The organism is Variovorax trehalosi (genome assembly GCF_051216415.1).
Classification (GTDB): domain Bacteria; phylum Pseudomonadota; class Gammaproteobacteria; order Burkholderiales; family Burkholderiaceae_C; genus Variovorax.
Genome location: NZ_JBPJZG010000005.1, coordinates 345,022 through 371,830, shown reverse-complemented (window position 1 = coordinate 371,830; position 26,809 = coordinate 345,022). Strand labels below are relative to the sequence as shown.

The following is a 26,809-nucleotide window of genomic DNA, read 5'->3' as shown; positions in this document are numbered from 1 at the left end:
CTGAGTTTACTTTCCGTGTCACCGGGCGGTCGCACACGACCGCGTTTTTGCCTGTAAATTGCACCCGTTGGCCAATCGGCTCCTCACCTTTTCGGTGCAGCGAGCTTCGAGGAAGCAACGCGACGGAAAACCTGGGTCCCGTACGCGTTGCGCGCAGGATCCATGCTGTCCGTCTCCACAAGTCACAACGAACGAATGGAGAAGCAAAGCATGATCGGCAACACCCCCCTGATACTCGCCATCGTCTGCGGCCTCGTGGCCGTCGGCTACGGTTTCTGGGCCCGAAGTTGGATTCTCGCCAAGGATCCGGGCAACGCCCGGATGCAGGAAATCGCCGCCGCCATCCAGGCCGGCGCCTCGGCCTACCTCGCCAAGCAGTACACCACCATCGCGGTGGTCGGCGTCGTCCTGGCGGTCCTGATCGCCCTCTTCCTCGACCTGACCACGGCGGTCGGCTTCATCATCGGCGCGGTGCTCTCGGGCTCCTGCGGCTTCATCGGCATGAACGTGTCGGTGCGCGCCAACGTGCGCACGGCGCAGGCGGCCACCAAGGGCATCGGCCCGGCGCTGGACGTGGCGTTCCGCGGCGGCGCCATCACCGGCATGCTGGTGGTGGGCCTGGGCCTCCTGGGCGTGACCGGCTTCTACTGGTTCCTGGCCGGCAGCGCACCGAAGTCGGACCACACCCTGGCGGCCATCCTCAATCCGCTGATCGGCTTTGCCTTCGGCTCCTCGCTGATCTCGATCTTCGCGCGGCTGGGCGGAGGTATCTTCACCAAGGGCGCCGACGTCGGCGCCGACCTGGTGGGCAAGGTCGAGGCCGGCATCCCGGAAGACGACCCGCGCAACCCGGCGGTGATCGCCGACAACGTGGGCGACAACGTCGGCGACTGCGCCGGCATGGCGGCCGACCTGTTCGAGACCTACGCGGTGACGCTGATCGCCACCATGGTGCTCGGCGCACTGATGGTCACCACGGCGCCGGGCAACGCGGTGCTGTATCCGCTCGCTCTCGGCGGTGTCTCGATCATCGCGTCGATCATCGGCTGCTTCTTCGTGAAGGCGTCGCCGGGCATGGTCAACGTGATGCCGGCGCTCTACAAGGGGCTGGCGGTCGCGGGCATCCTGTCGCTGATCGCGTTCTGGTTCGTCACGGCCTGGATCATTCCGGACAACGCCATCGCAGCGAGCGGCAGCCAGCTGAAGTTGTTCGGCGCCTGCTTCGTGGGCCTGGCGCTCACCGCGGCCCTGGTGTGGGTCACCGAGTACTACACCGGCACGCAGTACAAGCCCGTGCAGCACATCGCGCAGGCTTCGACCACGGGTCACGGCACGAACATCATCGCGGGCCTGGGCGTCTCGATGCGATCGACCGCCTGGCCGGTGATCTTCGTGTGCATCGCGATCCTGGCTTCGTACTCGCTGGCCGGCCTGTTCGGCATCGCGGTCGCCGCAACCTCCATGCTGAGCATGGCGGGCATCGTGGTCGCGCTCGACGCCTACGGCCCCATCACCGACAACGCCGGCGGCATCGCCGAGATGAGCGAGCTGCCCGACAGCGTGCGCGCCGTGACCGACCCGCTCGATGCGGTCGGCAACACGACCAAGGCGGTGACCAAGGGCTACGCCATCGGCTCGGCCGGCCTCGCCTCGCTGGTGCTCTTTGCCGACTACACCCACAAGCTGGAGAGCTTCGGGCTGAACATCAGCTTCAACCTGAGCGACCCGATGGTGATCGTCGGCCTCTTCATCGGCGGGCTGATTCCCTACCTCTTCGGCGCGATGGCGATGGAAGCCGTGGGCCGCGCGGCCGGCGCGGTGGTGGAGGAAGTGCGTCGCCAGTTCCGCGAGATCCCCGGGATCATGGAAGGCACCGGCAAGCCCGAGTACGGCAAGGCCGTGGGCATGCTGACCGGCGCGGCCATCAAGGAAATGATGATCCCGTCGCTGCTGCCGGTGGTGGTGCCGATCGTCGTGGGCCTCGTGCTCGGACCGAAGGCGCTGGGCGGCCTGCTGATGGGCACGATCGTCACGGGCCTCTTCGTCGCGATCTCGATGTGCACGGGCGGCGGCGCATGGGACAACGCCAAGAAGTACATCGAGGACGGCCATCACGGCGGCAAGGGCTCCGAGGCGCACAAGGCCGCCGTCACCGGCGACACCGTGGGCGACCCCTACAAGGACACCGCCGGTCCGGCCGTGAACCCGCTGATCAAGATCATCAACATCGTGGCGCTGCTCATCGTGCCGCTGGTGGTGAAGTTCCACTCCGGCGATGCGGCGGCGATGGCGCCCGCCAAGGTCGAGACGCCGACCGCCGTGACGGCGCCTGCGGCCACAGTGCCACCCGCACCCACCACGCCGGCAGCCGCCGTTGCCTCGGGCGCGGTGTCCGCGGTCGAAGCCGCCGCGGTGAAGGTCGAGAACGGTGTCGTGAAGTTCTACTTCGCGAGCGCCAGTTCCGAAGTCACGCCCAACGCCAAGGAGGCGCTGGCCGATGTCATCAAGGCCGTGCAGAGCGGCAGCACCGTGCTCGTGAGCGGCTACCACGATGCGAGCGGCGACCCGGCCAAGAACGCCGAGCTTGCCAAGCAGCGCGCCATGGCCGTGAGCGATGCGCTCAAGGCCGCGGGCGCGCCCGAAGACAAGATCGAGCTGGCCAAGCCCGAGCAGTCGCAGGCCGACGGCCCGCCTTCCGAGGCGCGCCGCGTCGAAGTGAAAGTGAAGTCCTGAACATGCCCACGCCCGCACGGCTCGAAGCCTTCATCGCCGCCGTGGAGGGCGGCGCGCATGCGCAGGTCATCGAGGACTACTACACCGAAGACGCCACCATGCGCGAGAACCAGGCCGAGCCGCGGCGGGGCCGCAGCACGCTGGTCGCTCAGGAAACCGCCGTGCTCGACCGCACCGAGTCGGTGGTGTCCACCTGCGTGCGGCCCGTGCTGGTGAACGGCGACCACGTGGCCATCCACTGGATCTTCGAGTTCACCTTCAAGGGAGGCACGCGGATGCGCATGGAAGAAATCGCCTGGCAGCGCTGGGACGGCGAACGTATCGCCGAAGAGCAGTTCTTCTACGACCCGGCGCAGAGAAAGCCGGGCTGAAACACAACGGCAAGGTGCTGAGCCCACGCCGCCCCTTTCGATTGGTGCTGCTGGCGCTGCCCGCGCTGGCGCTGGGCGCGGGAGCCGTCGCTCAAAACCGCGCGGACGCCCTGCCCCTGAGCTTCGACGCGGCGCGCGCCCGCATGGTCGAGCGCTCCGACAAGCTGGCCGCGGCGCGCTCGGCCGTCGAATCCAAAGAGCTGCAGAGCGAAGGCCTGAAGCGCCTGGGCGGTCCGGTGGTGAGCGTCTCGGGGCTGGCCTATGCGTACAACGCCAACCTGAACCTGGACCTCGATCCGCTCAACCAGAAGCTCGGGCAGATCGGCCAGTCGCTGCCGCCGTCGATCCAGAGCTTCATCTCCCGCGTGCCGATCCCGCAACTGCCCAACAGCTACACGCTCAACCGGCACGACACGGGCACCAACACCTCGATCTCGGCAGTCTGGCCGATCTACCTGGGCGGTGCGACCGATGCGGTGCGCGGCTTCGTCTCGGCACAAACGCGCGAGGCGCAGGCGGATGCCGAACAGGCCGGCCACGAGGTCGACACGCTGCTGGTGCAGCGCTACTTCGGCGCCCAGCTCGCGCAGCGCGCGGCCACGCTGCGCGCGCAGGCCGAGCGCACCATCGCCCAACATGACGCGGCCGCGCAGAAGATGCTCGCGGCCGGTGTGATCTCGCGCGTCGAGCGGCTGCAGGCGAGCGCCGCCTACGAGGAAGCCCGACGCAACGCGCGCAAGGCCGAGGACGATGCAGCACTGGCAGCCGTCGCCCTCGCCCGCACGGTGCGCGCCGACGGCACCGTGACGCCGCAGACGCCGCTCTTTCTCATCAGCACGCCCATCGAGCCGCTCAACTACTTCATCGATTCGGCGCTCACCCGGCATCCGGGCCTCGGCAAGGTCGCGGCCAAGAAATCGCAGGCCGAGCAGTTGCACGAGGGCGAAGAGGCGCTACGCCGCCCGCAGGTCATTGCCTTCGGCACGCGGCAACTCAAGAGCGGCAATGCCGACTGGGTGGCGGGCCTGGGCGTGCGCTGGACGCTGTACGACTCGGTCGACCGCGATGCGCTCTCGGCCTCCTCGCAGAAGCAGGTCGAACAGGCCGAGCACACCAATGCGCAGGCACGCAGCGACATTTCGCTGCTGGTCGAACGCAACTGGCGCGCGCTGGAAAACGCCCGCCGCCAGTACCTCGACATGAAGGTCTCGGTCGAACTCTCGGAAGAAGTGGTGAAGCTGCGCGTGGCGGGCCTGCGCGAAGGCACGAGCACCACGCTCGACCTGATCGACGCCGAGACCAACCGCGCCAAGGTGCTGACCGAGCGGGCGCAGGCGGCCAACGAGTACGTGCAGGCGCTCGCGCAGCTACTCGAGAGCGCGGGCCTCTCCGAGAAGTTTTCCGAGTACATCGCGCGTGCCGACGTGAAGGTGAATTGACCATGAGTGCCAAGACCCGAAAACTGATCGCCATCGCTGTGGCGCTGCTTGTGCTGGTGCTGCTCGTCTGGGGCTTCTGGCGCGCCTCGCAGCCCGCGGCCGAGGTGTTCCAGGGCCAGATGGAGGCGCGCGAGACCGACGTGGCCGGCAAGGTCACCGCGCGCATCGCCGAAGTGGCGGTGAAGGAAGGCGACCGCATCCAGGCCGGCGCGCTCCTGGTGCGCATGGACAGCCCCGAAGTGCGCGCCAAGCTCGCGCAGGCCACGGCCGCCGAGCAGGCCGCGCAGGCCGTCGCCGACAAGGCGCAGAACGGCGCCCGCCCGCAGGAGGTGGAGATGGCGCGCATGCAGTGGCAGCGCGCCGAGACCGCCGCGCAACTCGCGCAGACCTCGTTCCGCCGCGTCGATGGCCTCGCACGCGAAGGCCTGGTCGCCGACCAGAAGCGCGACGAGGCCGAAGCCAACTGGAAGGCATCGCGCGACGCAGCCATCGCGGCGAAGGCGCAGTACGACATGGCACGCATCGGCGCCCGCCCCGAGGACCAGGCCGCGGCCAGCGCGCAGGCGCGCCAGGTGGCCGGCGTGGTGGCCGAGGCGGAAGCCGCCAAGGCCGAGACCGAGCTGCGCAGCCCCGTGGGCGGCGAAGTGGCCAAGGTGCTTGCCAAGGTCGGCGAGCTGTCGCCGCAGGGCGTGGCAGTGGTCACCGTGGTCGACCTGAACGACCAGTGGGTCGTGCTGAACGTGCGCGAAGACCGGCTCGCCCGCTTCGCGGTCGGCAGCGAGTTCGATGCCCGCCTGCCGGCGCTGGCGAACGACAAGGACAAGTCCGACGCGCACCGCGTGGCCCGCTTCAAGGTCTATTACAGCGCCGCCCTGCCCGACTTCGCGACGTGGCGCGCGACGCGCGGCGGCAATGGCTTCGACGTGCGCACCTTCGAGGTCCGCGCGCGGCCGCTCAAGCCCATCGACGGCGCGCGACCGGGCATGAGCGTGCTGGTCGACTGACGACCCGGCGATGAGCCTCCGCGGCTTCTCCGCTGCCAGCGCACGGCGCGAATTCGCGCTGCTGCGCACCCGCCCCTGGGATCTGGCCATGATCTCGTGGGCGCCGCTGCTCGCGGTGTTCCTGATCTGGTGGATCTTCTCGGCCGGCCTGCCCGAGCGCTTGCCGATCGGCGTGCTCGACCAGGACCGCACAGCCCTTTCGCGGCAGGTGGTGCGCTTTCTCGATGCCACGCCCGGCCTGCGCGTCGTGCAGTACTACGCCGACGAAGGCGCCATGGCGCGCGCGCTCACCAGCGGCGCGGTCGATGCGGCGGTGCAGTTGCCGCGCGACCTCAACCGCGACGTGAAGCGCGGACGCGTCGGCCAGGTCGTGCTGCTGCACAACGCGCAGCTCGGCACGCATTCGAGCCTGATCCAGCGGGACGTGCGCACGGTGGTGGCCACCGTCTCGGGCGGCGTCGAACTCGCGGTGCGCAACAAGCGCGGCGAGTCGATGACGTCCGCGCGCGTGAGCATGGAACCGATCAAGGCGAGCATGGTGGCGCTGTTCAACACCTCGACGGACTACGAGCAGTTCCTCGGTGCCGCGCTCATTCCGGCGCTGCTGCACATCCTGGCGATGACGGCGGGCGCATGGGCCGTGGGCCGGGAGCTGCGCGACCGCACCATCGCTGAATGGCTCGGCGCCGCGCCGCGCTGGCACGAGGCGCTGGCCGCGCTGGCGGGCAAGCTCGCGCTGCCGTTCGCGAGCCTGTCGGCGGTCGGCATTGCGGCGATGCTGTGGATCACGGCCGGCCGCGGCTGGCATCCGGTCGGATCGGTGGGCTGGACGCTGTTCGCGCTGGTGGTCTTCCTCGCGCTCTCCATTGCGCTGGGCGCGTTCGTCTCGGCGCTCACGCGGTCGCTGCGCACCGCGCTCTCGGCCACGGGCTTCATCACGGCGCCTGCGTTCGCTTTCGGCGGCGTGGGCTTTCCGCTGGTCGCGATGCCGCTCCTTGCCCAGATGTGGGCGAGCCTCTTGCCCTACACGCACTACATCCGCGTCCAGATGGAACAGCTGCAGATGGGCGCGCCGCTGGCCTATTCGGTCGGCACGCCGCTGTGGATGGTGCTGGGAACGGCCATGCTGCTGGCGGCATCGGCCGCTGCGCTGGTGCGCACCGCCGCCGCACCCGACACCTGGGGAGGCCGCTGATGGACCTCGACCCCGCGCGCACCCGCTTCGGCAGCGCCTGGCGCGACACCGTGCTCGCCGTGCTGCGCGACAAGGGCGTGCTGCTGATCATGCTGCTCGCGCCCATCATCTACGGCTTCTTCTACCCGTGGCCCTACGGCACGCAGGCCGTGACGCGCGTGCCAGTGGCGGTGGTCGACGAGGACCACAGCGGGCTGTCGCGGCAGATCGCGCGCTTCGCGATGGCCAATCCGCGGCTCGATGTGCGCATGGTCACGTCCGACGTGCGCGAGGCCCAGCAGGCGCTCTGGCGCGGCGAGATCGAGGGCTATGCGCTGCTGCCTGCGGACCTCAAGCGCAACGTGATCCGCGGGCTCTCGGCGGTGGTGACGATCGAGGGCAATGGCGCCTATGCGCTGCTGAACAAGGCGGTGCTGTACGGCTTCTCGGAGGCGGTGGGGACGGTGTCGGCGGGGGTCGAGATCCGCAAGCTGCAGGCCGGCGGGCAAAGCGCGGTGCAGGCGGCGCGCAGCCGCAGTCCGCTCAATACCCAGCTCGTGGCACTGTTCAACCCGACCGAGGGCTACGGCAGCTACGTGGTGCCGGCAGTGGCGCTGCTGATCCTGCAGCAGACCTTGCTGATGGGCGCGGCGATGCTGGCGGGCACCTGGGCCGAGGCCGGGCGATTGCGCGCAGGCATGGGGGCATGGTTTGGGCGGCTGGGGGCGCTGTCGGCCTTCGGCTTTTTGAGCGGCCTTTTCTACTTTGGCTGGGTGTTCTTCCTGCAGGACTATCCGCGGGGCGGGAATCCGCTCGGGGCGCTGGTGCTGCTGCTGTTCTATGTGCCTGCGATTTGCACGGTCGGGCTGCTGCTCGGATGCTGGTTCCGCGACCGCGAGCGGGCGTTGCAGGTGCTGCTGTTCACCGCCCTGCCGATGGCATTTCTCTCGGGCTTCTCGTGGCCCGTCGAGGCCTTGCCGGCGCCGCTGCAAGCCCTGCGCTGGGTGTTTCCGAGCACGGCGGGCATCCAGGCTTCGCTTCGGCTCAACCAGATGGGCGCCTCGCTGCACGACGTGCTGCCTTATCTCGGCGTGCTGGTGTCGCTCGCCGTGGCGGGGTTGCTGGTTCTCTGGGTGGCGGCCGCGCCACGCAAGGCGGACCGCGAAGCCGCCTAGCGCTGGCTCTCGGCGGCCACGGCGCGCACGAGGCGCGTGGCGGGCGCCACCAGCTCGCGCAGGTCGCCCGCACGCTCCTGCTCGATGGCCTGCAGCACCAGTTCGTTGATGCCGCCGACCACCGTCATCGCCATCTGGCTCGTGAGGTGCGCGGCCGGGCCGTCTCCCGCGCCGCTGCTGTTGATCGCGACCTGGATGAAGTTGGCGATCTCGTCATTGACGCGCCGCCGCGCCGCAAGGCCCGGCATGCCGAGGCCCAGGATCTCGACGAAGAGCGTGCGCAACAGGACCGGGTCCTGCGCCAGATAGTCGAAGTACGCGGTCATCGCCTGCTCGACCTGCGCCCGCCAGGGCTGCGCGGGGTCGAAAGCCTCGCTCACTGCATGCAGCGCGAGGCGGCTGGCGGTTTCGTACAGCGCGATCAGGCACTCGGTCTTGGTGCTGAAGTGCTCGTAGAACGTGCGGCGCGACACGGCCGCCTCGCGCACGATGTCGGCGATGGTCGTGTCGGCGTAGCCCTTGGCGGCCACGGCCTGCGCCATGCCTTGGAGAAGGCGCGCATAGTGCTCGTTTTCCGTGCCCTCGGCAGACTTGGAGGCCACGGTTTTTTCGATGGTGTCGCTCATGAATGGCACATTTTCCTACGTCTCGGTACTTGACAGTACCAGCATCGACCCGCACCATGGAGGCATGCGGTACGAATCTGTACCAATTTTCTTCCTATGATGTCCCGAGGATTGTTTTCATGACTGAACTCGTTGTCCGCCGCCTGCTGATCGACCTGCAATCGCCCTTTGCCCGCAACTGGTGCGGCGGCGATGCGTTCTCGACCGCCTTCTTCAATGCCCTGTCGATGAGTTTTCCGTTCGGCGAGCAATTCTTCATCGACGCCGTGCGCGACGCGGTGGCCACGCTGCCGCCCGAGGTACAGGAAAAGTACCGCGCCGACGTGCGCGGCTTCATCGGCCAGGAAGCCACGCACCGGCGCATCCACTCGCTCTTCAACAACCACCTGGAGAACCAGGGGCTGGTCGATGGCTGGACGGCGCGCGCCAACAAGCGCCTGGCGCTGATGGAAGAAGCCGATCCGCGCCACGCGCTGGCGGTCACCGCCGCCACCGAGCACTTCACTGCGATGTTCGCCGAGTGGCTGCTGGCCCGCCCCGAGGTCCTCGACGGCGCGGAGCCGCGGCTGCGGACCATGTGGCTGTGGCACAGCGCGGAAGAGCTGGAGCACAAGTCCGTCGCTTTCGACATCTACAAGGCGACGGGCGGTTCGGACGAATGGCGCAAGCGCTGGTTCCGCCGCGTGACCGTCATGTTCCTCGGTGACCTGATGCACCAGACCATCGACAACCTGCGCCACGAAAAACAGCTGTGGAAGTGGGCGACCTGGAAGAGCGCGGCGCACATCCTGCTGAGCAAGAACGGCCTGCTGCGCGGCAACTTGAGCGGCTGGCGCAGCTACCTGCGTGCCGACTTCCATCCGGCGCAGCAGGACAGCAGCCTGTCGACGCGTTGGCTGGCCGACAACCGCTCGCAGTACACCCCCGTGGGTGCCGCGCCCGAGGCGGCAGCCGCAGCGGCTTAGAACATGCTGGCGCGGTGCGTGCCGCGGCTGCTGCTCCCCTGTTGTTGCTCCGCGCGCGGCGACAGGTCGTGCAGGGTGTCGAAATCCGAAGGCGCATCGGGCACCCGCATCACCACTTCGAGTTCGTGCATCGACGCGACCCAGCGGCCGGCGGCCGAATCGGCCGGCTCGTCGTTGGCGAAGGTGCCGTCGCGGATGTAGAGGGTTTCGCCCTCGGGGCGCTCGGCGTGGAGTTCGACCAGCCGCGCGATCGAGAAGTTGTACGTCACGAGCTTCTCGCGCGTCTTGCGGTCCTTGCCGCCGCAATTGAAGGAGCCTTCCGCCGCGATGACGATGCAGGAGCCTTCGACGCCGCCGTCCAGGTCGATTTCGTTGCCGGAGCGCCAGATGGCATTGGGCAGGCGCACGCGCACCTTGTCGATCACCAGATCTCGCTGCTTGTTGAGCGTACCCAAGGGCGGTACCAGCGAACGCAACTGCCGCAGGCGCTCCGCGAAGTTGTCGTCCATGAGGAATTCGACATGGTGCGTGGCACTGCCGGACGAGCGCTTGACCACCTGCATGACGACATGGCGGGGTTTACTCACGGCAGAACCCCTTTGCATTCGTCAACGTCCACGCCCGATGCCGGGCAGCCACGGCCTTGCTGGAATTGATTTGTCATCGGCTACAGATTAGAACTTTTGTATGAATGCAATTACATGCATCAATTGTTTCTAACTGTATATCGATTAAGTCCGTTTTGGAAGGAGATCTGCGACATGTTCACGCGGGCATGTCGCCAAAACGTCGCCGCTTCGTGCTAGCCGAAAGTTAGCCCGAAGACGCTTCCGACTGCTCCAGCGCTTCGTCGAGCGCCTTGCAGGAAGGCGCGCAGACGGTTTGCGACTTGCCCAGCACCTGGCGCGTGCGCAGTTGAGAGCGCACGCGGTGCTTGCCGCACATGAAGCAGGACATGGTCGCCCCGCTGAAAGACGCCGAAGCGCGGAACGGGGAACCCGGTGTCTTGGACTTGTAGCGCAGGCCGTCCGCCACCACTGCCGTCTTCACTTCACCCTTCGCCATGCGTCTTGTCCTTGTTCGTTTTGGCACCGCCCATGGCGCGTGCAATGGCTTCCCTGGCGCTGACTTCAGCCGCCAGGGAAACGTCCAATGCCGAGCGGCAAAGCCCGGCGTGCTGATAGTTGAGGTTCTCATAAACCTCGGATGCGGCCGGATAGGCATCGAGCAGGCGGCCCAGATCGGCCCCCGGCGCAACATCCTCGAACTCGTGCACCAGGTGCTCGACCACCGAACGGTACTGCTCGGCGCCTACGGGCACGGTGCTGTGCTCGAGTCGTTCCAGCAGTTGCGCCAGCACCTGGGTCACTGCCAGATCGGTCTTGGGGGACGGATTGTGGGTCGTGTTCATGGTTCGCATCTGGGGGCAGCATACGCCTATGCAAGTGGCTGGTCGTACAGGGCCGTCTCCGGCTCCCCTGCTTTCTGGGCCGCCTGCATGCGCTGAAGCAGGCTGTGGAGCATTTCCGTAGAGAGGCCGTGGATCACCAGCCGGTGCCCCGCCCGCAGGGTCGACAGCGGCACCAGCGGATGTTTGTTGTTGACCAGGATCAGGTGCTCGGGCGCATTCAGGATCGTTGCCGTGTAGATGCCGATGGTTTCGTCCAGTTGCAATGAATTGGCCGCGCGCCAGAAATCGTTGTCGGTCAGCATCAGCTGGTAGAGCGGCGTGAACAGCTCGATGGCGCTCTGCAGGTCGAGGAAATTGAGCTTGCCGTGGGGCATGTCCTCCAGCCGCAGTCCCGGCTCCTTGATCATCGAGAAATCGACCTCCTCCGCCTTGCAGAGCGCCACGCCCTTCTCGCGCAGCGCCGTGTTCAGGCGGATCACGAAGTTGAAGAGGTTCAGGTCGTGCTTCAAGAACATCTCGTCCTTCAGCGCGTCGATGTCCGCCGGCTCCAGCGGGTTGGTGATCACCGGCGCCGGCGAATTGCGCCCGATGAACGCCAGCACCTGCGACCCCAGGTGAAAGTGCCGCAGGATCAGCCAATTCGCCTCCGGCGACACGAAGCGCTTGAGCCCCCACGCCAGAAAGCGGTGCAGCAGCATCGAGTGCGACCAGTTGCGCGGCACGAACACCTTCACGATCTGGATCAGGATGATCGTCAGCCGCGCGATCGGCCGCAAAAACGGCAGCAGGTACTGCCGCGAGCCCGAGCTCGAATCGGCGAGCCACGCCGACTTGACGTTGTCCGGCAGCGGTGTGCTCTGGTCCAGATAGAGCGCGAGCCATGGGCTCGGGTCGCGCTCGTCGTGGGCTTGGGTCAAAAATTCAGGCGTTCGGCTCATTCGGCATCCGCTCCGTGATGTGCTGGAACTGCATCAGGTACAGCGCGGCCGTGTGGCGCGCCGTGTCGATGATCTGGCGGGCCGCGCGGGCCTGCCCTTCGACGGCCATGACCATCTCGACCGCGGCGAGCCAGCGGTTCAGGTGGTTCTCGTCGTTGTGGCCGTGGTATTCGAGAAACCGGAAGGCATCGGGCGGCAGCTTCACGCTCGCCTTGATGAGCGGCAGCAGCGCCGGCACGATGCGCTGGCCCGTGCCTTCGATGATGTAGATCGCGCCCAAGAGGCCGATCGGGTCGCGCGTAGCGGCCAGGCCGTGCAGGTAGGCGTTGAGCGCCTCGCCGCCGGGGTTGCGGCGCAGGTCGTCGATCCGCGCGACCGTGCCGCCCGCCTTCTGGTAATCGCTGAAGAGGATATTGAAGTCGTTCTGCTCCTCGCCCGCATGCACGTCGATCAGCGAGGCCAGCATCTGGTACGGCTCGCTCAGCGAGGCGGCGCCTTCGCGCATCCACTTGCTGCCTTCGCGCACCTGCGGCACCCACTGCTCCATCCAGTTAAGGTAGTCAGGCAAGGCCAGGCGACGTTCGCGGATCTGGCGGATCAGCGGCGTGCGCCAGACCCGTGAGCGGTAGTCGTGCCAGATGGCGGCCAGCTCGGTGAGCAAGGCGCCCAGGCCTTCGGGGGCTGCTGCTGGGTCGTGCGGAGGCGCAATGACGAGGTCGTCGTCCGGCACGGCAATCGCTCGAGGCGCCACCTTCGCCACAGGCGCCGCATCGGTCGCCTCGGCTTCGAGCAGCATGTACGCCGCCATGAAGCGCCCCGACTCGGGCACGTAGCAGAAGATCTGCTCGCCGGGCTTCAACGTATTCGTATGAAGGAATTCGGCCAGCATGATGAGGATCGACGCCGCCCCCGTGTTGCCGCGCCACGCGAGGTTGCTCCACCAGCGCTCGCGCGGAATCGAGAGGTCGGCCTTGTTCATCAGGTCTTCGACGACCGGGATGAATTTCTCCGACGAGTAGTGGCACAGGAAGTGATCGACCCGCTTCGGATCGACCCAGCCGTCGCGCACCAGCCCCGCGTATTCGTGAATGCCGATATCGAACAAGTGCGGCAGCAGGCGGATGTCCTGCCGCAGCGAGAGCGCGCCCGCGGCTTCGGCCTCGGCCCAGGAGCCGAAGTCGAGGTGGCCGCGTGCGCGGTCCTCGGTCAGGCCGAGCTGCATGCACACGGGGTAGTCGCCAGAGAAGGCGCGCTGGTGCACCCACTTCAGTTTCAGACGCAGCCCGGGCGCACCGGCCAGCGCAGGCGAACCATCGGACAGCAGCAGCGCCCCCGCGCCATCGGACAGCATCCAGCGCAGGAAGTGCGAGTCGAAGTCGGTCTCGTAGCCACGCGCCGCAAAACGCGAGCGCTTGAAGAGCCGCGACGGCATCTCGCTCGCCACCGCCATCGCGCTGCGGTGCGCCCCCAGCTCGATGCCCTGCGCGGCCGTCTGGATTGCCGAGACCCCGGCCGCACAGATGCCATGCACCGAATGCGTCTCCATCGGCTGCGCCGCGAGCTCGCCCTGGATCATGTTGGCGAACCCCGGCATCAGCGTGTCGCCGCCCGAGGAGCCGCTGGCCAGCAGCGACACGCGCGACAACTCCGCGCCGCCGCGTTGCAGGCAGTCGCGGATCGCGCCCGCGGCCAGCTGCGCATTGGTGTGCTGCGTCACGCCCTCCGCATCGATGGCGTAGTGCCGCGTGAGGATGCCGTTCTCCGCGAGGATGCGCCGCTTGATGCGCTCGGACATGCGATTGAGCGGCGCGATGTACGCGTCCATGCGGTCGTTGGGAATGGGCTCGCCCGGCATGAAATAGCCGGCGCTCTCGAGGTACACGCGTTGGAATGAAACAGGCATGGTTCAGTGAGTGGAGGAATCGGGAGGCATCAGCGAGCGGCTGCGAAAACGCGGCCACACGGTCCCCAGCACGAAGACCCGCACCATGTAGGGAACCAGCCCGCCCTCGTTGAGCACGGGATCGACCTGCGCGCGGTAGCGCGTGTGGTGCAGGTGCGTGAGCTCGGACCAATGGGCATGCGGGTTCTCGTGATGTGCGGTGTGCAGGCCGATGTTGAACAACAACGGGTTCACCAGCCCTTCGAAATTGCGTGCGTAGTTCAGCCTGCCCCTGGCGGTATCGCGCAACGCCTCTTCGCGAGAGGGCTTGCGGCCATCGGCGTGCGCGTGCTGCAGGTAGTTGGTCGCCAGCAGCCAGTGCAGGCCGTGCAGCTGCGGCACGATCACGAAGAGCAAGGCCTTCCGCCAATCGACTGCCAGCAGCACGGCCCAGCTCCCCAGCCACAGCACGTATTGCGCGATGCAGTAGCGCCAGGCACCCCGCCGATGCGCCCGCAGCCGCGCGAGCCAGCCGACAAACACCGGCATCAGCACCCACACTGCCTGGAACGGATGCAGCAGGTAGCCCCACAGGTGGTTGGTGTCGCCGCCGAAGCGGTAGGTGCGCGCCACATCCTTCGGGCCGTGCCGGTGGCGATGGTGGTTGGCCACGTGCGCGGGCCAGAAGACAAAGGTCGGATGGCCTTGCAGCAGCGTGATCCAGAAGTCGGTCAGCCGGTTCATGCGCCGCCCGCGCCACATGCGCAGGTGCACATGGTTGTGGTGGATCACGCCGACGCCGAGCGTGAGGAACAGCATCAGCCCATAGAGCAGCACGTTGAAGCCGTTCCCCCATTGCCACACCGCCAATGCAGGCAGCGCGATCAGGTACGCGAGGCTTTGCCAATCGCGCCAATGACGAAGGCGCGGCAGGCCGCGCGACGCCTCAGGCCGGGGTGCCATGCCGCCGCGCCTCTTTGTCCCGGAAGGCCTGGAAATGCGGCTCGGCCGCGTCCGCCGCGATGCGGGTCCTGAACAGCCGGTCCATGAAGGTGAACTGGAAGCCGTAGTTGCCGTTGTGGCAGGCATGGTGCAGATGATGCCGCCGGCTCGCGGCGAACCAATGGCTGTACGACACCCCGGTGAAGAAGTCGTAGTTCGAGTGCCCGACGCAGTTGAAGAACAGGCTGAACACCGGCACTGCCGCCAGCGACCAGAAGCTGAAGTCGTGCACCACCATCGGCAACAGGATCACGTTGCCGAGCATCAACGCCTCTATGGGGTGGAAGCTGTAGGTGGCCCACGGCGTAGTCACGAACGATCGGTGATGCGGCCCGTGAAAGCGGCGCAGCAGGCGCGTGTGCAGCAGGCGGTGGTTGATCCAGAAATGCACGTCGTTCCACACCGCGAGCACGAGGATCTCGACGGCGATCTGCCGCCAGCCCGCATCCGGATCGAGCCGCGCCCAGCCCAGCTGCAGCAAGCCCCAAGGAAACACCATGCCCAGCCCGAAGATCAGCACCGAGATGCCCGACTGCGAGAGCTCGCGCCGCAACTGCCCCGGCTGCAACGGCCGCGGATCGAGCACCCGCCCGATACCCAGCGCCGGCAGCACCCGCTTCGTCAGCAGCCAGGTGATGGCGCCAAAGCCCAGGTAAATGCCGCCGAAGAAAAGGACGCCCCACAGCATGACCTGCAGGGCGGGCAGTGAAGTGAAGGTCTGCGCCATCCCCCGAGGCTACAACAGCATCTCGGGGACGATGGGCGCAATGAGCATGTTGTAGAAGCGCTGGAAGAAGCCTGACTCGGGCTCGGAGGTCAGGATCACCTCCTTCTCGCCATCGTTGGTGAGCCACTGCAGCGTGCCGGTGTCCTTGGCCAGCCGCAGCCGGTAGGAGTTCTGCAGCTTGCTGATGTTGATGATGCGCAGCATCTCGCGCGCGAGCTGCGGGCTGTCGACCACCAGGCCCATCTCGGTGTTCTGGCTGGCCGAGCGCGGGTCGAGGTTCATCGAGCCGATGAAGATGCGCGTCTTGTCGATGGCGGCGGTCTTGGCGTGCAACCGGCCGAGCGACTTGCCGAACATGCCGAAGCGCTCGCCCTTGCTGGTGCGTTGCGGGCTCAGTTCGTACAGGTCGGCGCCGCTTTGCAGCAACCGCTCGCGGTAGCGTGCATAGCCGGTGTGCACCAGCGGTTCGTCGTTGGCCGCCAGCGAATTGGTCAGCAGCGTGAGCTTGACCTTGCGCTTGGCCAGGTCGTCGAACGCCGCCATGCCGCGCTCGCCCGGCACCAGGTAGGGCGAGGTCAGGTCGACCTCGGTCTTGGCGTCCAACAGGAGGCCCCAGACCTTCATGGTCACGCTGGTGGAGATGGCCTCCTCGGCCGTCATGGTCGCGGGCTTGGTCGGCGGGTCGGCGATGGCGCGCGCCTCGCCCCACAGGAGGCCCATGCGGCCGCCGTCGAGTTCCTCGGCGATCGGGCCGTAGCCCAGGATGTCGGACGGCGGCAGCACGATCTTCGGCGGCGGCGCGGCCATGCCGATCCAGTCGTCGAACTCGGCGCTGCCCGGCATGCGGCCGCCCTCGCCCTTCACGATGTCTGCGATGGGCCAGACCTGCACGCTGTTCCAGTAGGCGTCGAAGATGGATTCGAGCTGCGGTACCACCTTGCCCACCACCAGCGCATCCATGTCGATGAAGTTCTGCGCCTCGCTCAGCACGAAATACTCGTCGGCGATGTTGCGCCCGCCCACCACCGCCATCACGCCATCGGCAATGAAGAGCTTGTTGTGCATGCGGTGGTTGAGCCGCACGATCTCGAACGGCGAAGCCGCGAAGCGCGAGAGAAAACCGTTGCGGCCGCAGCAGAAGGGGTTGTAGAGCCGCACCTGCACGTTGGGCGTTTCCGACAGCGCCAACAGCAGTTGCTGGCTCTTGGCCGTGTAGAGGTCGTCCACCAGCACCCGCACCTTCACGCCGCGCGCCGCGGCTTCGCGCAGTGTACGCAGCAGCAGGCGGCCGACCGCGTCGTTCTCGAGCTGGTAGTACTGCACCACCAGCGACTGCTGGGCGCGCTGCGCGAGCTGGATGCGCGCGTCCAGCGAGTACACGCCGAGCGGCATCAGCCGGAAGCCGGAATGCTCGCCGGGCGGCGTGGAGGCGGCCGCGATCTTTGCCAGCCTGGTCGATGGGTCGGCCGAGGTGGCGTGCTCGGCGGGCCGCTCTTTCGCCGGCGGCAGCGAACCGCAGGCAGCGAGCACTGCCAGCAGGAAGCCCGCAAGCGCCATGCGCAGAAGTGGATGCCAGCCGTTCATGATGATGATTGCCCTCGTTCGTTTTTCGATCGCTGCCATGAGTACGCCGGCCGGGGTGCGTCAGTTTCATCCGCCCCTGTGAAAGGTGCGCGGTCCTAGAATTCGCGTCACACCTGCACGGAGTTACATCATGGCCCGCTCGATCCTCTCACGCATCGCCCTGATGACGGCTCTTGCCGCCCTCGCTCACCCCGCCTGGGCGGCCCTGGACATCGGCGACCCCGTGCCCAAGTTCACCGCCAACGCCGCGCTGGGCGGCAAGACCTTCCGCTATTCGCTGGCCGACGCGCTCGCCAAGGGGCCGGTGGTGTTGTACTTCTTTCCGGCGGCCGACTCCAACGATTGCTCGATCGAAGCGCACGCCTTCGCCGAGGCGGTCGACCAATTCGCCGCGCTGGGCGCCACCGTGATCGGCGTCTCGGCCGACGACATCGACACCCTGTCGAAGTTCTCGGTCAAGTCCTGCCAGAGCCGGTTTCCGGTGGCATCGGACGAAGCCAAGACCGTGATCAACGGCTTCGACGCGCTGATGCAGACCCGGCCGGACTTCGCCAACCGGCTGTCGTACGTGATCTCGCAGGACGGCAAGGTCGCCTACTACTACCAGAACCTGAATCCGGACAAGCATGTGGAGCGCATGCTGAATGCGGTGCGGGCACTGCCGAAAGCCACTGGAGCGAAGTGAACAAAGGCAAAGGGGCGGACCCCGTTTATCTGACCCGGACCCCCTCGTTCCAGCCCTTCTCCAGTGGGTTCAGCACCAGCTGGATCAGCCGGCGTCTGTCGGTCTGGATGTCCGCCTGCAGGCTCATGCCCGATTGCAGCGGTTGCTGATGCCCCTTGACCCAAATGCTGGCGTCGGGCCCGGCAAGGGCGATCTGCACGCGGTAGGCCAGGCCGTTCGTCCGCTGGTCCGAATTGCTGCTGTCGAAGTTGCGGTTGCTCGAAGCGGCTTGGCCCGTGCCCGTCTGCTTGTCGAGCGCCTGCGGGTTCTGGAACTCCGCGTCCGCGCTGATCCATTTCACCGTGCCGGCCACGGCGCCGTATTGCGTGAAGGGAAAGCTGTCGAGCTTGACCTCGACGGGCTGGCCGATCTTGACGTAGCCGATGTCGTTGTTGCTCAGCAGGACCTCGGCTATCAACGGTGTGTTCTCGGGAACGATCGTCAGGAGCGGTTGATTGGCAGCCACCGCGCTCCCCAGCGTCGTGACCCCGAGGCTCTGGACCACGCCTGAAACCGGCGCGCGCAAGGTCTTCAGCCCGTTGAGCTGCTGGGCCTTCTCGAACTCGGCCTGGAGGCTTGCGCCCTCGCGGCTGGCCTGCTCGACCTCGGCAAGAATCTGCACCTTGCGCTCCTGCTCCACGGCTGCCTGCCGAAAGCGCGCCTCCTGGAGCCCCGCGGCGAGCTGTGCCAGTGTCTGGCTCTGCGCCGCCAGGTCATGCTCCAGGCCGACCACTTCCTGCTCTTGCTTGAGGCGCTCGCCTTCGCTGAAGAAGCCTTCCTTGACCAGCGCCAGACTCTGTTGATAGCGCTTGGTCGCCAGTCCGAGGTTCAGCCGCAGCTTCGTGTGCGTCGACTCGGCGGCCTTGAGGGCCTTGGTCTTTTCATCGACCGATGCCTTGGCTTCCGCGAGCTTGGCCTCGAATGCCGCTTCGCGGGCCTGGATCGTCGCCATCTGGTCGGGGGTCAGCGCCGGCGTGGCTCGCGCCCCGCTGGCGTTGACGCCCGAGGCGGACATGGGCAGGTGCTGCCCCCTCATCTCCACCATCAGCCGCGCCATCTGCTGCTGATTCTGCTGCAGCCGCTGCTGGCTGCTGGACAGGTCGGCTTGGGACAGCGTCGGATCGAGTTCGATCAGGAGGTCGCCTTCCTTGACGCGCTGGCCTTCGCGCACGTGAATGGCGCGCACGAGGGCCGGCTCGATCGTCTGCAGGACCTTCACCCGACCGTCGGGAATCAGACGGCCGGGCGCCGTCGCCACGATCTCGATCTCACCAATGCACGCCCAGGCGATGGCGCCCAGCAACAGCACCGCCAGCGCCCACATCAGGCCGCTGGCAAACGGCGCCGGAGGCGTTTCCTCGATGGCGAGCGCCGGGCTGTGAAATGCCCTCTCCTTCGGTGACAGCACGGTATTCATGCCTCTGTCTCCGCGGGGTTGCCGCGCCGCTCGACACGATGTGCTGCAGAGTTCCTGTGGGGGCCAGCCCCCGGTTCGTGCTGCTGCATGGCCCAGAGCCTTGCGAACTCGCCTTGCTGTGCAATGAGCTGCTGCAATCCGCCCTGCTCCACCACCTTGCCACTGTCGAGCACAACGATGCGGCTGCAATGCCGCAGCGTGGAAAGACGATGGGCAATCATGATGACCGTGCGGCCGCGGCAGATCTGCGCCATGTTGGCCTGGATGGCCTGTTCGCTCTCGACGTCCAGCGCGCTGGTGGCTTCGTCCAGGATCAGGATGCGCGGGTCGCCCGTCAGTGCGCGGGCAATGGCGATGCGCTGGCGCTGCCCGCCGGACAAAAGAGCACCGCGTTCACCAACCGGCGTCTGGTAGCCCTGGGGCAAAGCCGTGATGAACTCGTGTGCGCCCGCCTGCTGCGCCGCAAAAATGATGCGGTCGAAAGACATTCCCGGGTGGGCGACAGCAATGTTTTCCGCAATCGTCCCGCTGAACAGGAAGCTGTCCTGCAGCACGACGCCGATCTGCCGGCGCAGTTGCTGGGGATCGGCATGCGCGATGTCGTGGCCGTCGACCAGCACACGTCCCGCCTCCATGCCGTACAGCCGCTGGATGAGCTTCGTGAGCGTCGACTTGCCGCAGCCGGAGCGCCCTACGATGCCCACCACTTCACCGGGTTCCAGCAGAAGACTCACGTCGTTCAGCACGAGCGGTGCTTCCGACTGGTAGCGGAAACGGATCGATTGCAGTTCGATGCGGCCCTTCAGCGGTGGCATGGCCTGGGCGCTCATGCTGGTGGGCTCCGGCTGTGCATTCATGAGGTCGCCCATCCGATCGACCGACAGCTTGACCTGCTGGAAGTTCTGCCAGAGTCCCACCAGGCGGGACACGGGCTGCAGCACCTGCCCGGCCAGCATCTGGAACGCGATGAGCCCGCCGACAGTGAGGTCGTTGTTCATCACCAGCGTGGTGCCAACCCAGAGCACCGCCAGCGTCAGCATCCGCTGCACCGCCTGCGAGATGCTCTGCGCCGCATTGCCCAGCTTGCTGACATCGAACCCGGCCGCCACTTGCCGAGCGGCGAGCAGATCCCACTTGCGCTGCCACATGGGCGCCAGCGCCAGGCTCTTGAGCGTGTGAATGCCCTGGATGCTCTCGACCATGAAGCTGCCGGCCTCCGCACTGCGGTCGAACTTCGTCTGCAGCGCCCTCGCGAAGATGGGCTGGGCTACGAGCGTGACCAGGGCAAGGATTGGCAAGCCGATGAGAGTGACGATGGTCAGCTTGATGCTGTAGAGCAGCATCACCGCGATGAAGATGCCGATGAAGAGCCCGTCGACCAATGTCGTCAGCGCGCCGCCCGTGAAGAAGCTGCGGATGTTCTCGAGCTCGCGCGTGCGGGCCAGGGTGTCGCCGGCCTGGCGCTGCTCGAAATAGCGGATGGGCAGGCTGAGCACGTGGCGGAAGAGATCGCTCGACAAACCGGCATCGAGGCGTGCGGACGTGTGGGCGAGCATGTATCCGCGCAACGTGTTGGTCACAGCCTCGAAGACGATCAGGCCCGCCATGCCAATGCCCAGAACATGCAAGGTCGACAGGCTCTTGTGCATCAGAACCTTGTCGATGATGACCTGGCTGAACAGGGGCGTCGTCAACGCGACCAGTTGGAGCAGGAACGCGCCGAGCAATACCTGACCCAGCGGCTTGCGGTAGCGCCACAGCACAGGAACGAACCATCCGAGACCGAAGCGCCGGGAGGGCGAACTGCTGGTCGCGCCGAGTTGCAGGGGCTGGCGAAAACGGATGACGGGGAGAACACCCTTTTCTCCATGGCTGTGCACGAGGTCTGCCATCGAAACCCATGTGAACTTCGAAGTCTTGGGTATCCAGAGGAGCAACTCTTCCGAAGGCTGTTTCGGTTCGACAAAACCCGATTCGCTCGCGGCGCCGTGGCGTGGTCCCGCAGGAGAACCTCGCGTCTCACGTCGGGCAACCACTGTGACCACGTTGCCATCGGCACCAACGATCACACAGGGAATGGGGAGTGACCGTGCGCCCCCACGTTGCTGGAGGAGCGGCCATTTGCGTGACGGGAGTTCCCGTACCTGCTGAGGCTTCGACACGAGCCCCTGATGCTGCGCCGCATGCTGCAGCTCCTGCACGCCGATAGGAGTTTCAGGGCGCCAGCCCATCGCCTGACCGAGCGCCTGGACACTCATCTCCAGGGAGAAGAATGCAACGATGGGCTGCAAGGCCGAGAGGCCTTGAAGCGCAGGAAAAGAGGCCCCTCCTGGCTGAGGCGGCGTGCCGAGACCGCCAGGACTATTCAAGGCCTGCTGCGACTGGCTTGCGCCTCCCTCTTCCATGGCCTTTTGATCCAAAGCAGTCCAAGCTCTTTTCTCAATCAAGGCGCCGCGTCGCTCTGCAGCCCCGGCAGTGCACCAGCGACGCGTTATCTACGTCACGCAGTCAATTGAATATTGGCCTGCGAAAGCTGCGCGAGCGTGGCATGGTGGAATGTGATGCTCTGGTTGCCATCGGTGAACACCACGTTCTGCCCGTTCTGCGTCATGTGGCTCAGGACATCGGCCGTGCCACCGTAGCCGAAGCCCGAAAACCTCAACTGGTCAACGCCCTCGAGCCCGTAGACCTGGTTGTTGCTGGCTTCGGTGCCTGCGCTGAAAACGAACAGGTCTGCGCCACGGCCGCCGATCAATGTGTTGTTTCCTGCACCGCCGCTCAACACATCCGACCAACTGCCGAAGGTGTTTGCCATGTAGGTGGCCTGCCCGGCCGCAGTGCTCGCGCGGAATTCGGCGGAGTCGGAGAAACCGACCACCACGCTGGCGCGACTCGCTCCATTGTTCAGCGCATTGACCCATGCGGCCAAGCCACCTTGGTCGGGATCGCGGCCCAGCACATTGCGATAGAGCAGCGACACGAACTGGCTGTTGTTCAGCGTGCCATAGGTGTTGCGGAATTCCGCGGAACCCACGAAGCCCTGTGCGACCGATTGGATCGTCTGGGTGGCCGTGTCCATGGCGTTGGTCCAGCTGACCATGCCGCCACCATCAGGCTCACGGCCCAGGGTGGCCTTATAGAGACGATAAATGGCGCCTTGATGCTCCCCGCTGAACTTCGACGTCATGAAGGCATCGACGTCAGTCGACGTGGTGCTTTTGAATTCGCTGGACTCCGAGAAGCCGACGACCACATCCGCGCGAGAGGTGCCGGAGTTCAATGCCTGCACCCAAGCTGCCAGACCGCCGCTGTCGGGCGTGCGGCCCAGCACGTTCCGATACAGCAAGGTCACGAACTGGGAGTTGTTCAGGGCACCGTAGACCGACTGAAACTCCGCGGAACCCACGAAGCCTGATGCGACCGAATTCAGCGCCGTACCGCCCTTGAGCGCACCGGCCCAGGCTTCGACGCCGCCGACGTCCGGCTCCCGGCCAAGGGTTGCCTGGTACAGGCGATATACCGCGCCATAGGGCGTGTTCGCGGCGCCGAAGATGCCGTCGCCACCGTCGATGACGTCGTTGCCCGCGCCGCCGACCAGCCCATCGTTACCCCAACCGCCGGTGATCTTGTCGTCTCCGGCGCCGCCATTCAGGTAGACAGAACTCGTCGCACCGAGAGCCGTCAGCGCGTCGTTGAAATCCGAACCGACAGCGGCATAGATCTGCGACAGCGTGTCGCGATTGCCCCATCCGTCCGTCGCCGTGCCAGCACGCAAATCCACCGTGACACCGGCAGGACCGTCGTTGTAGTGAACGATGACCAAACCGGGCTGATTGCTGTCGTTGCCGACAATGGTGTCATTGCCCTGGCCACCCCAGATGTCGTCGTCCCCTGAATCGCTGTAGATGAAATCGTTGCCTGCGCCGCCGTCGATCAGATCGTTTCCGGCACCGCCGTGAATGGTGTCCGAAGCAGGGGTTCCGACCAAAGTATCGTTTCCAGGGGTGCCGTTGATGATCGCCACAGTACGTTCCTTCGTTTTTAAGTAAGACTTCTCCACACCTGCATCGTCCTCACTGCCGATACAGCCCATTCCAAGTCACGGTTTTCGGCCTGACTCTCCCGATATCGTATCCGCTTGTATCCCTTGTTTCCTGCGTGAAGACGCTCATGGTCATGTGCTTTTTCCACGGACGATCTGCTTTTCACAAAGCTCACCAGATCGTTAAATCTTAAGTACTAAGTAGATTTGCTAGGCGGTGTTTCCTGGTCGCCGCTCGGGATACGAAACGACCGGCCCGCGGCTTTTTCGCATTCGCGCAAAATCCCGCCTCATGCAGCTCAACTACATCGCCAACGCCGACGTCCCTTCCTCCTCCGGCCGCACCCTCCCCGTCATCGATCCGTCCGATGGCCAGCCCTTCGACGAAATCCAACGCAGCAACGCCGCCGACATCGACTCCGCCGTGCGCGCCGCGCGCGACTGCTTCGAGGGCGTGTGGCACAAGGTCAGCGCCGCCGACCGCAGCCGCCTGCTCTACAAGCTCTCGCTGAAGATCGCCGAGCATGTCGACGAGCTCGCGCTGATCGAGCAGCGCGACTGCGGCAAGCCCGTCAAGCAGGCGCGCGCCGATGCGGTGGCGCTGGTGCGCTACTTCGAGTTCTACGCCGGTGCCTGCGACAAGCTGCACGGCGAGACCATCCCCTACCAGGACGGCTACAGCGTCTTCACCTGGCGCGAGCCGCACGGCGTCACCGGGCACATCATTCCGTGGAACTACCCGATGCAGATCTTCGGGCGCAGCGTGGGCGGAGCGCTGGCGGCGGGCAACGTGTGCGTGGTGAAGCCGGCCGAAGATGCGTGCCTCTCGCTGATCCGCGTGGCGCAACTGGCGGCCGAAGTCGGCTTTCCGGCGGGCGCGCTCAACATCGTGACGGGCTACGGCCATGAAGTGGGCGACGCGCTCGCGCGGCACGAAGGCATCGACCACATCAGCTTCACCGGCAGCCCGAAGATCGGCACGCTGATCCAGCAGGTGGCGGCCGAGCGGCATTGCCCGGTCACGCTCGAGCTGGGCGGCAAGAGTCCGCAGATCATCTTCGCGGACGCCGATCTGGATGCGGCCATTCCGGTGGTCATCAACGCCATCGTGCAGAACGCCGGCCAGACCTGCTCGGCCGGCTCGCGCGTGCTGATCCAGCGCGCCATCTACGAGCCGTTGCTCGAGCGCCTGGGCCACGCCTTCGAAGCCCTGCGCGTCGGCCCGGCGGCCATGGACCTCGACGTGGGTCCGCTGATCCGCCAGACGCAGCAGCAGCGCGTGTGGGACTTCCTGAGCGACGCCCAGCATGCCGGCATCCCGATGGTGGCGCAGGGCATCGTCGTCGAGGAAGCGCCCGAAACCGGCTTCTACCAGGCGCCCACGCTGCTGCGCGACGTGCCGGTCGGCCACCGCCTTGCGCAGGAAGAAGTATTCGGCCCGGTGCTCGCCGCGATGCAGTTCGCGGACGAAGACGAAGCGGTGGCGCTCGCCAACGCCACGCAGTTCGGCCTGGTTGCCGGCGTGTGGACGGCCGACGGCTCGCGCCAGTTCCGCATGGCCCGGCGCGTGCGCAGCGGGCAGGTGTTCATCAACAACTATGGCGCGGGCGGCGGGGTCGAACTGCCTTTCGGGGGCGTGAAGTCGTCGGGCTACGGCCGTGAAAAGGGCTTCGAGGCGCTGTATGGCTTCACGACGCTCAAGACCGTCGCCGTCAAGCACGGCTAGCAACAGGCTCTCCGCCAGGCTACGCGCACTTCGTGTCGCTTCGCCAACCCCCTCGCCGGGGCGCGACACCAGCGGCCCGGCAAAGCCGGTTCCGCGGTGTCCCACGAAGGAGACGGGAAAGTCTTACCCCAACGCTGTGTCCAACAACATCATCAGCACGAAGCCGAGCATCAGCCCGCTGGTCGCAAAGGCTTCGTGCCCCTTGCGGTGCGACTCGGGAATGATCTCGTGGCTGATGACGAACAGCATCGCGCCCGCAGCGAAACCCAGTCCCCAGGGCAGCAGCAGCGCCGAATGGCCGACCACCGCCGCGCCCAGCACCGCACCCAGCGGCTCGACCAGCCCCGACGCCATGCCGATCACCACGGCGAACCAGCGCTTGTAGCCGGCCGCCAGCAACGCCACCGCGACCACCAGCCCTTCCGGCACGTCCTGAATCGCGATGCCGGTGGCCAGTGCGTCGGCGCGCAGCCCGTTGTTGCCCGCATAGCCCACGCCGATGGCCAGGCCCTCCGGCACGTTGTGCAGCGCGATCGCGAACACGAAGAGCCACGTGCGCCGCAACTGCTTGGCCGACTGCCCTTCCCGCCCTTTGATGAAGTGCTCGTGCGGCAACACGCGGTCCATCACCATGAGCACGATGCCGCCCAGCAGGATGGCCGCGCCGATCACGCCGCCCGCCGCCCAACTGCCGCCGCCGAAGACGCCTATGTTCTTCGCCGCATCGAGGCCGGGAATGATCAGCGAGAAGGCGCAGGCCGCCAGCATCACACCGGCACCGAAACCGAAGAGCGTGTCCTGCAGCCGCTCGGGCAGCTTCTGCGAGAACACCACCGGGAGCGTGCCCAGCGCCGTTGCCAGCGCGGCCATCGAGCCGCCAAGCAAGGCGTTCCACACCACCGGGTCGGCCCGCACGAACTGCCAGAACTGCGACACCAGCGCCAGTGCGCCGGCCGCGACGATGGCCAGCCCGATCCATTCGCGCACTGAGGGCGTGGGCCGTGATCGCGCCGTGGCGGCCGTGCCCTGCGGGTATTGCGGCTCGTCGTTCATGGCAATGTCCTCAGGCGCCGACAAGGGCGGCGGCGTGGCGCCGGGCCACTTCGGCCCAGTTCACGACGTTGTAGAACGCCGCGATGTATTCAGGGCGGCGATTCTGGTACTTGAGGTAGTAGGCGTGCTCCCACACGTCGAGCCCGAGGATCGGCGTGTTGCCCGAGCCGATGCCGCGCATCAGCGGACTGTCCTGGTTGCCGCTGCTTTCCACCGCGAGCCTGCCGCCCTTGGCGACCCCGAGCCAGGCCCAGCCGCTGCCGAAGCGCGTGAGCGCGGCCTTGGTGAAGGCGTCCTTGAAAGCGTCGAAACCGCCCAGGTCGGCGTCGATGGCCTTGGCGAGATCGCCCGTGGGCGCGCCGCCACCGCCCTGGCCGGCGGGCGCCATCACGGTCCAGAACAGGCTGTGGTTGGCATGGCCGCCGCCGTTGTTGCGCACCGGCGCGCGCAGCGCCTCGGGCAGTTGGTCGATGTCGACGATCAGTTGCTCGACCGGCGTGTCCTCGTGCGGCGTGCCCTTGACGGCCGCATTGAGGTTGTTCACATAGGTCTGGTGGTGCTTGCCATGGTGGATTTCCATCGTCTGCGCATCGATGTGCGGTTCGAGCGCATCGAAGGCATAGGGCAAGGCTGGCAGGGTGTACGGCACGGTCGGAAGCTCCTTGGTTGAAAGAGCCCTTTGCGTTATCGGCGTGCTGCGTACTCAGGCGACCAGATGATAGTAATTCTCATTGTCCACGTCAAGACATCACCCGTGGAGATGGTGCAAACAAGCCAAATCGACCCCACGACGAAACGAGCCCGATACACTGCCTC

The 26,809-nt window shown here is 66.4% G+C and carries 23 protein-coding genes; 9 read left to right on the top strand and 14 right to left on the bottom strand.

Going from position 1 to position 26,809, the window contains the following annotated elements:
* Positions 1–210: 210 nt before the first annotated feature.
* From ACSFA7_RS20655 to ACSFA7_RS20630, 6 genes are read left to right on the top strand one after another with little or no spacing between them, the layout of a single operon-like run.
* Complete coding sequence (locus ACSFA7_RS20655) at positions 211–2,733, top strand: sodium-translocating pyrophosphatase (RefSeq protein WP_435501100.1); 2,523 nt, start codon at positions 211–213, stop codon at positions 2,731–2,733.
* Between the two features lie 2 nt (positions 2,734–2,735).
* Positions 2,736–3,104 carry a nuclear transport factor 2 family protein gene (locus tag ACSFA7_RS20650; protein ID WP_435501099.1) on the top strand — a complete coding sequence of 123 codons (369 nt, stop codon included), beginning with the start codon at positions 2,736–2,738 and terminating at the stop codon, positions 3,102–3,104.
* Between the two features lie 14 nt (positions 3,105–3,118).
* Positions 3,119–4,543 carry a TolC family protein gene (locus ACSFA7_RS20645; protein WP_435501098.1) on the top strand — a complete coding sequence of 475 codons (1,425 nt, stop codon included), beginning with the start codon at positions 3,119–3,121 and terminating at the stop codon, positions 4,541–4,543.
* Between the two features lie 2 nt (positions 4,544–4,545).
* Positions 4,546–5,547 (top strand): HlyD family secretion protein, encoded by a 1,002-nt coding sequence (locus ACSFA7_RS20640; RefSeq protein WP_435501097.1) that lies wholly within the window; start codon positions 4,546–4,548, stop codon positions 5,545–5,547.
* A gap of 10 nt (positions 5,548–5,557) precedes the next feature.
* Positions 5,558–6,742 carry an ABC transporter permease gene (locus ACSFA7_RS20635; protein ID WP_435501096.1) on the top strand — a complete coding sequence of 395 codons (1,185 nt, stop codon included), beginning with the start codon at positions 5,558–5,560 and terminating at the stop codon, positions 6,740–6,742.
* Positions 6,742–7,896, top strand: a complete 1,155-nt coding sequence (locus ACSFA7_RS20630) for an ABC transporter permease (RefSeq protein WP_435501095.1) — start codon at positions 6,742–6,744, stop codon at positions 7,894–7,896. Before ACSFA7_RS20635 ends, ACSFA7_RS20630 begins: the two co-directional genes overlap by 1 nt.
* Here ACSFA7_RS20630 and ACSFA7_RS20625 read toward each other — a convergent pair.
* The gene (locus tag ACSFA7_RS20625) at positions 7,893–8,522 is read right to left on the bottom strand and encodes a TetR/AcrR family transcriptional regulator (protein ID WP_435501094.1); all 630 of its coding nucleotides are present in this window, start codon (positions 8,520–8,522) and stop codon (positions 7,893–7,895) included. The genes ACSFA7_RS20630 and ACSFA7_RS20625 overlap by 4 nt on opposite strands.
* A gap of 119 nt (positions 8,523–8,641) precedes the next feature.
* Between ACSFA7_RS20625 and ACSFA7_RS20620 the strand changes: the two genes are divergently transcribed.
* Complete coding sequence (locus tag ACSFA7_RS20620; RefSeq protein ID WP_435501093.1) at positions 8,642–9,487, top strand: metal-dependent hydrolase; 846 nt, start codon at positions 8,642–8,644, stop codon at positions 9,485–9,487.
* On the opposite strand, the gene ACSFA7_RS20615 is transcribed toward ACSFA7_RS20620, so the two are convergent.
* From ACSFA7_RS20615 to ACSFA7_RS20580, 8 genes are all read right to left on the bottom strand, one after another.
* The gene (locus ACSFA7_RS20615; protein WP_435501092.1) at positions 9,484–10,074 is read right to left on the bottom strand and encodes a hypothetical protein; all 591 of its coding nucleotides are present in this window, start codon (positions 10,072–10,074) and stop codon (positions 9,484–9,486) included. The genes ACSFA7_RS20620 and ACSFA7_RS20615 overlap by 4 nt on opposite strands.
* A 226-nt stretch (positions 10,075–10,300) precedes the next feature.
* Positions 10,301–10,552, bottom strand: a complete 252-nt coding sequence (locus ACSFA7_RS20610; protein ID WP_206173785.1) for a hypothetical protein — start codon at positions 10,550–10,552, stop codon at positions 10,301–10,303.
* Positions 10,539–10,907, bottom strand: a complete 369-nt coding sequence (locus ACSFA7_RS20605) for a hypothetical protein (RefSeq protein WP_206173786.1) — start codon at positions 10,905–10,907, stop codon at positions 10,539–10,541. The genes ACSFA7_RS20610 and ACSFA7_RS20605 overlap by 14 nt, the downstream gene beginning before the upstream one ends.
* A 17-nt stretch (positions 10,908–10,924) precedes the next feature.
* A complete protein-coding gene (locus ACSFA7_RS20600; protein ID WP_435501091.1) occupies positions 10,925–11,836 on the bottom strand; it encodes a DUF6999 family protein in 912 nt (303 codons plus the stop codon).
* The gene (locus ACSFA7_RS20595; RefSeq protein ID WP_435501090.1) at positions 11,820–13,739 is read right to left on the bottom strand and encodes an iron-containing redox enzyme family protein; all 1,920 of its coding nucleotides are present in this window, start codon (positions 13,737–13,739) and stop codon (positions 11,820–11,822) included. The genes ACSFA7_RS20600 and ACSFA7_RS20595 overlap by 17 nt, the downstream gene beginning before the upstream one ends.
* 3 nt (positions 13,740–13,742) lie before the next feature.
* Positions 13,743–14,681, bottom strand: a complete 939-nt coding sequence (locus ACSFA7_RS20590; RefSeq protein WP_435501089.1) for a fatty acid desaturase family protein — start codon at positions 14,679–14,681, stop codon at positions 13,743–13,745.
* Positions 14,665–15,447 (bottom strand): sterol desaturase family protein, encoded by a 783-nt coding sequence (locus tag ACSFA7_RS20585; RefSeq protein ID WP_435501088.1) that lies wholly within the window; start codon positions 15,445–15,447, stop codon positions 14,665–14,667. The genes ACSFA7_RS20590 and ACSFA7_RS20585 overlap by 17 nt, the downstream gene beginning before the upstream one ends.
* A 9-nt stretch (positions 15,448–15,456) precedes the next feature.
* The gene (locus ACSFA7_RS20580) at positions 15,457–17,031 is read right to left on the bottom strand and encodes a phospholipase D family protein (protein WP_435501087.1); all 1,575 of its coding nucleotides are present in this window, start codon (positions 17,029–17,031) and stop codon (positions 15,457–15,459) included.
* Between the two features lie 130 nt (positions 17,032–17,161).
* Between ACSFA7_RS20580 and ACSFA7_RS20575 the strand changes: the two genes are divergently transcribed.
* Positions 17,162–17,716, top strand: a complete 555-nt coding sequence (locus tag ACSFA7_RS20575) for a peroxiredoxin (RefSeq protein WP_435501086.1) — start codon at positions 17,162–17,164, stop codon at positions 17,714–17,716.
* 25 nt (positions 17,717–17,741) lie between these two features.
* Here the strand turns inward: ACSFA7_RS20575 and ACSFA7_RS20570 are convergent, their stop codons facing one another.
* From ACSFA7_RS20570 to ACSFA7_RS20560, 3 genes are all read right to left on the bottom strand, one after another.
* A complete protein-coding gene (locus ACSFA7_RS20570; RefSeq protein ID WP_435501085.1) occupies positions 17,742–19,172 on the bottom strand; it encodes an HlyD family type I secretion periplasmic adaptor subunit in 1,431 nt (476 codons plus the stop codon).
* A complete protein-coding gene (locus ACSFA7_RS20565) occupies positions 19,169–21,463 on the bottom strand; it encodes a peptidase domain-containing ABC transporter (RefSeq protein ID WP_435501084.1) in 2,295 nt (764 codons plus the stop codon). Before ACSFA7_RS20565 ends, ACSFA7_RS20570 begins: the two co-directional genes overlap by 4 nt.
* Positions 21,464–21,672: 209 nt before the next feature.
* Positions 21,673–23,196, bottom strand: a complete 1,524-nt coding sequence (locus tag ACSFA7_RS20560) for a DUF4214 domain-containing protein (protein ID WP_435501083.1) — start codon at positions 23,194–23,196, stop codon at positions 21,673–21,675.
* 310 nt (positions 23,197–23,506) lie between these two features.
* Between ACSFA7_RS20560 and ACSFA7_RS20555 the strand changes: the two genes are divergently transcribed.
* Complete coding sequence (locus tag ACSFA7_RS20555) at positions 23,507–24,940, top strand: aldehyde dehydrogenase family protein (protein WP_206173793.1); 1,434 nt, start codon at positions 23,507–23,509, stop codon at positions 24,938–24,940.
* 123 nt (positions 24,941–25,063) lie between these two features.
* On the opposite strand, the gene ACSFA7_RS20550 is transcribed toward ACSFA7_RS20555, so the two are convergent.
* Both ACSFA7_RS20550 and ACSFA7_RS20545 read right to left on the bottom strand, forming a co-directional pair.
* Positions 25,064–25,993 (bottom strand): ZIP family metal transporter, encoded by a 930-nt coding sequence (locus tag ACSFA7_RS20550; protein WP_435501082.1) that lies wholly within the window; start codon positions 25,991–25,993, stop codon positions 25,064–25,066.
* Positions 25,994–26,003: 10 nt separating this feature from the next.
* Positions 26,004–26,642 (bottom strand): superoxide dismutase, encoded by a 639-nt coding sequence (locus ACSFA7_RS20545; protein ID WP_435501081.1) that lies wholly within the window; start codon positions 26,640–26,642, stop codon positions 26,004–26,006.
* Positions 26,643–26,809: the final 167 nt, after the last annotated feature.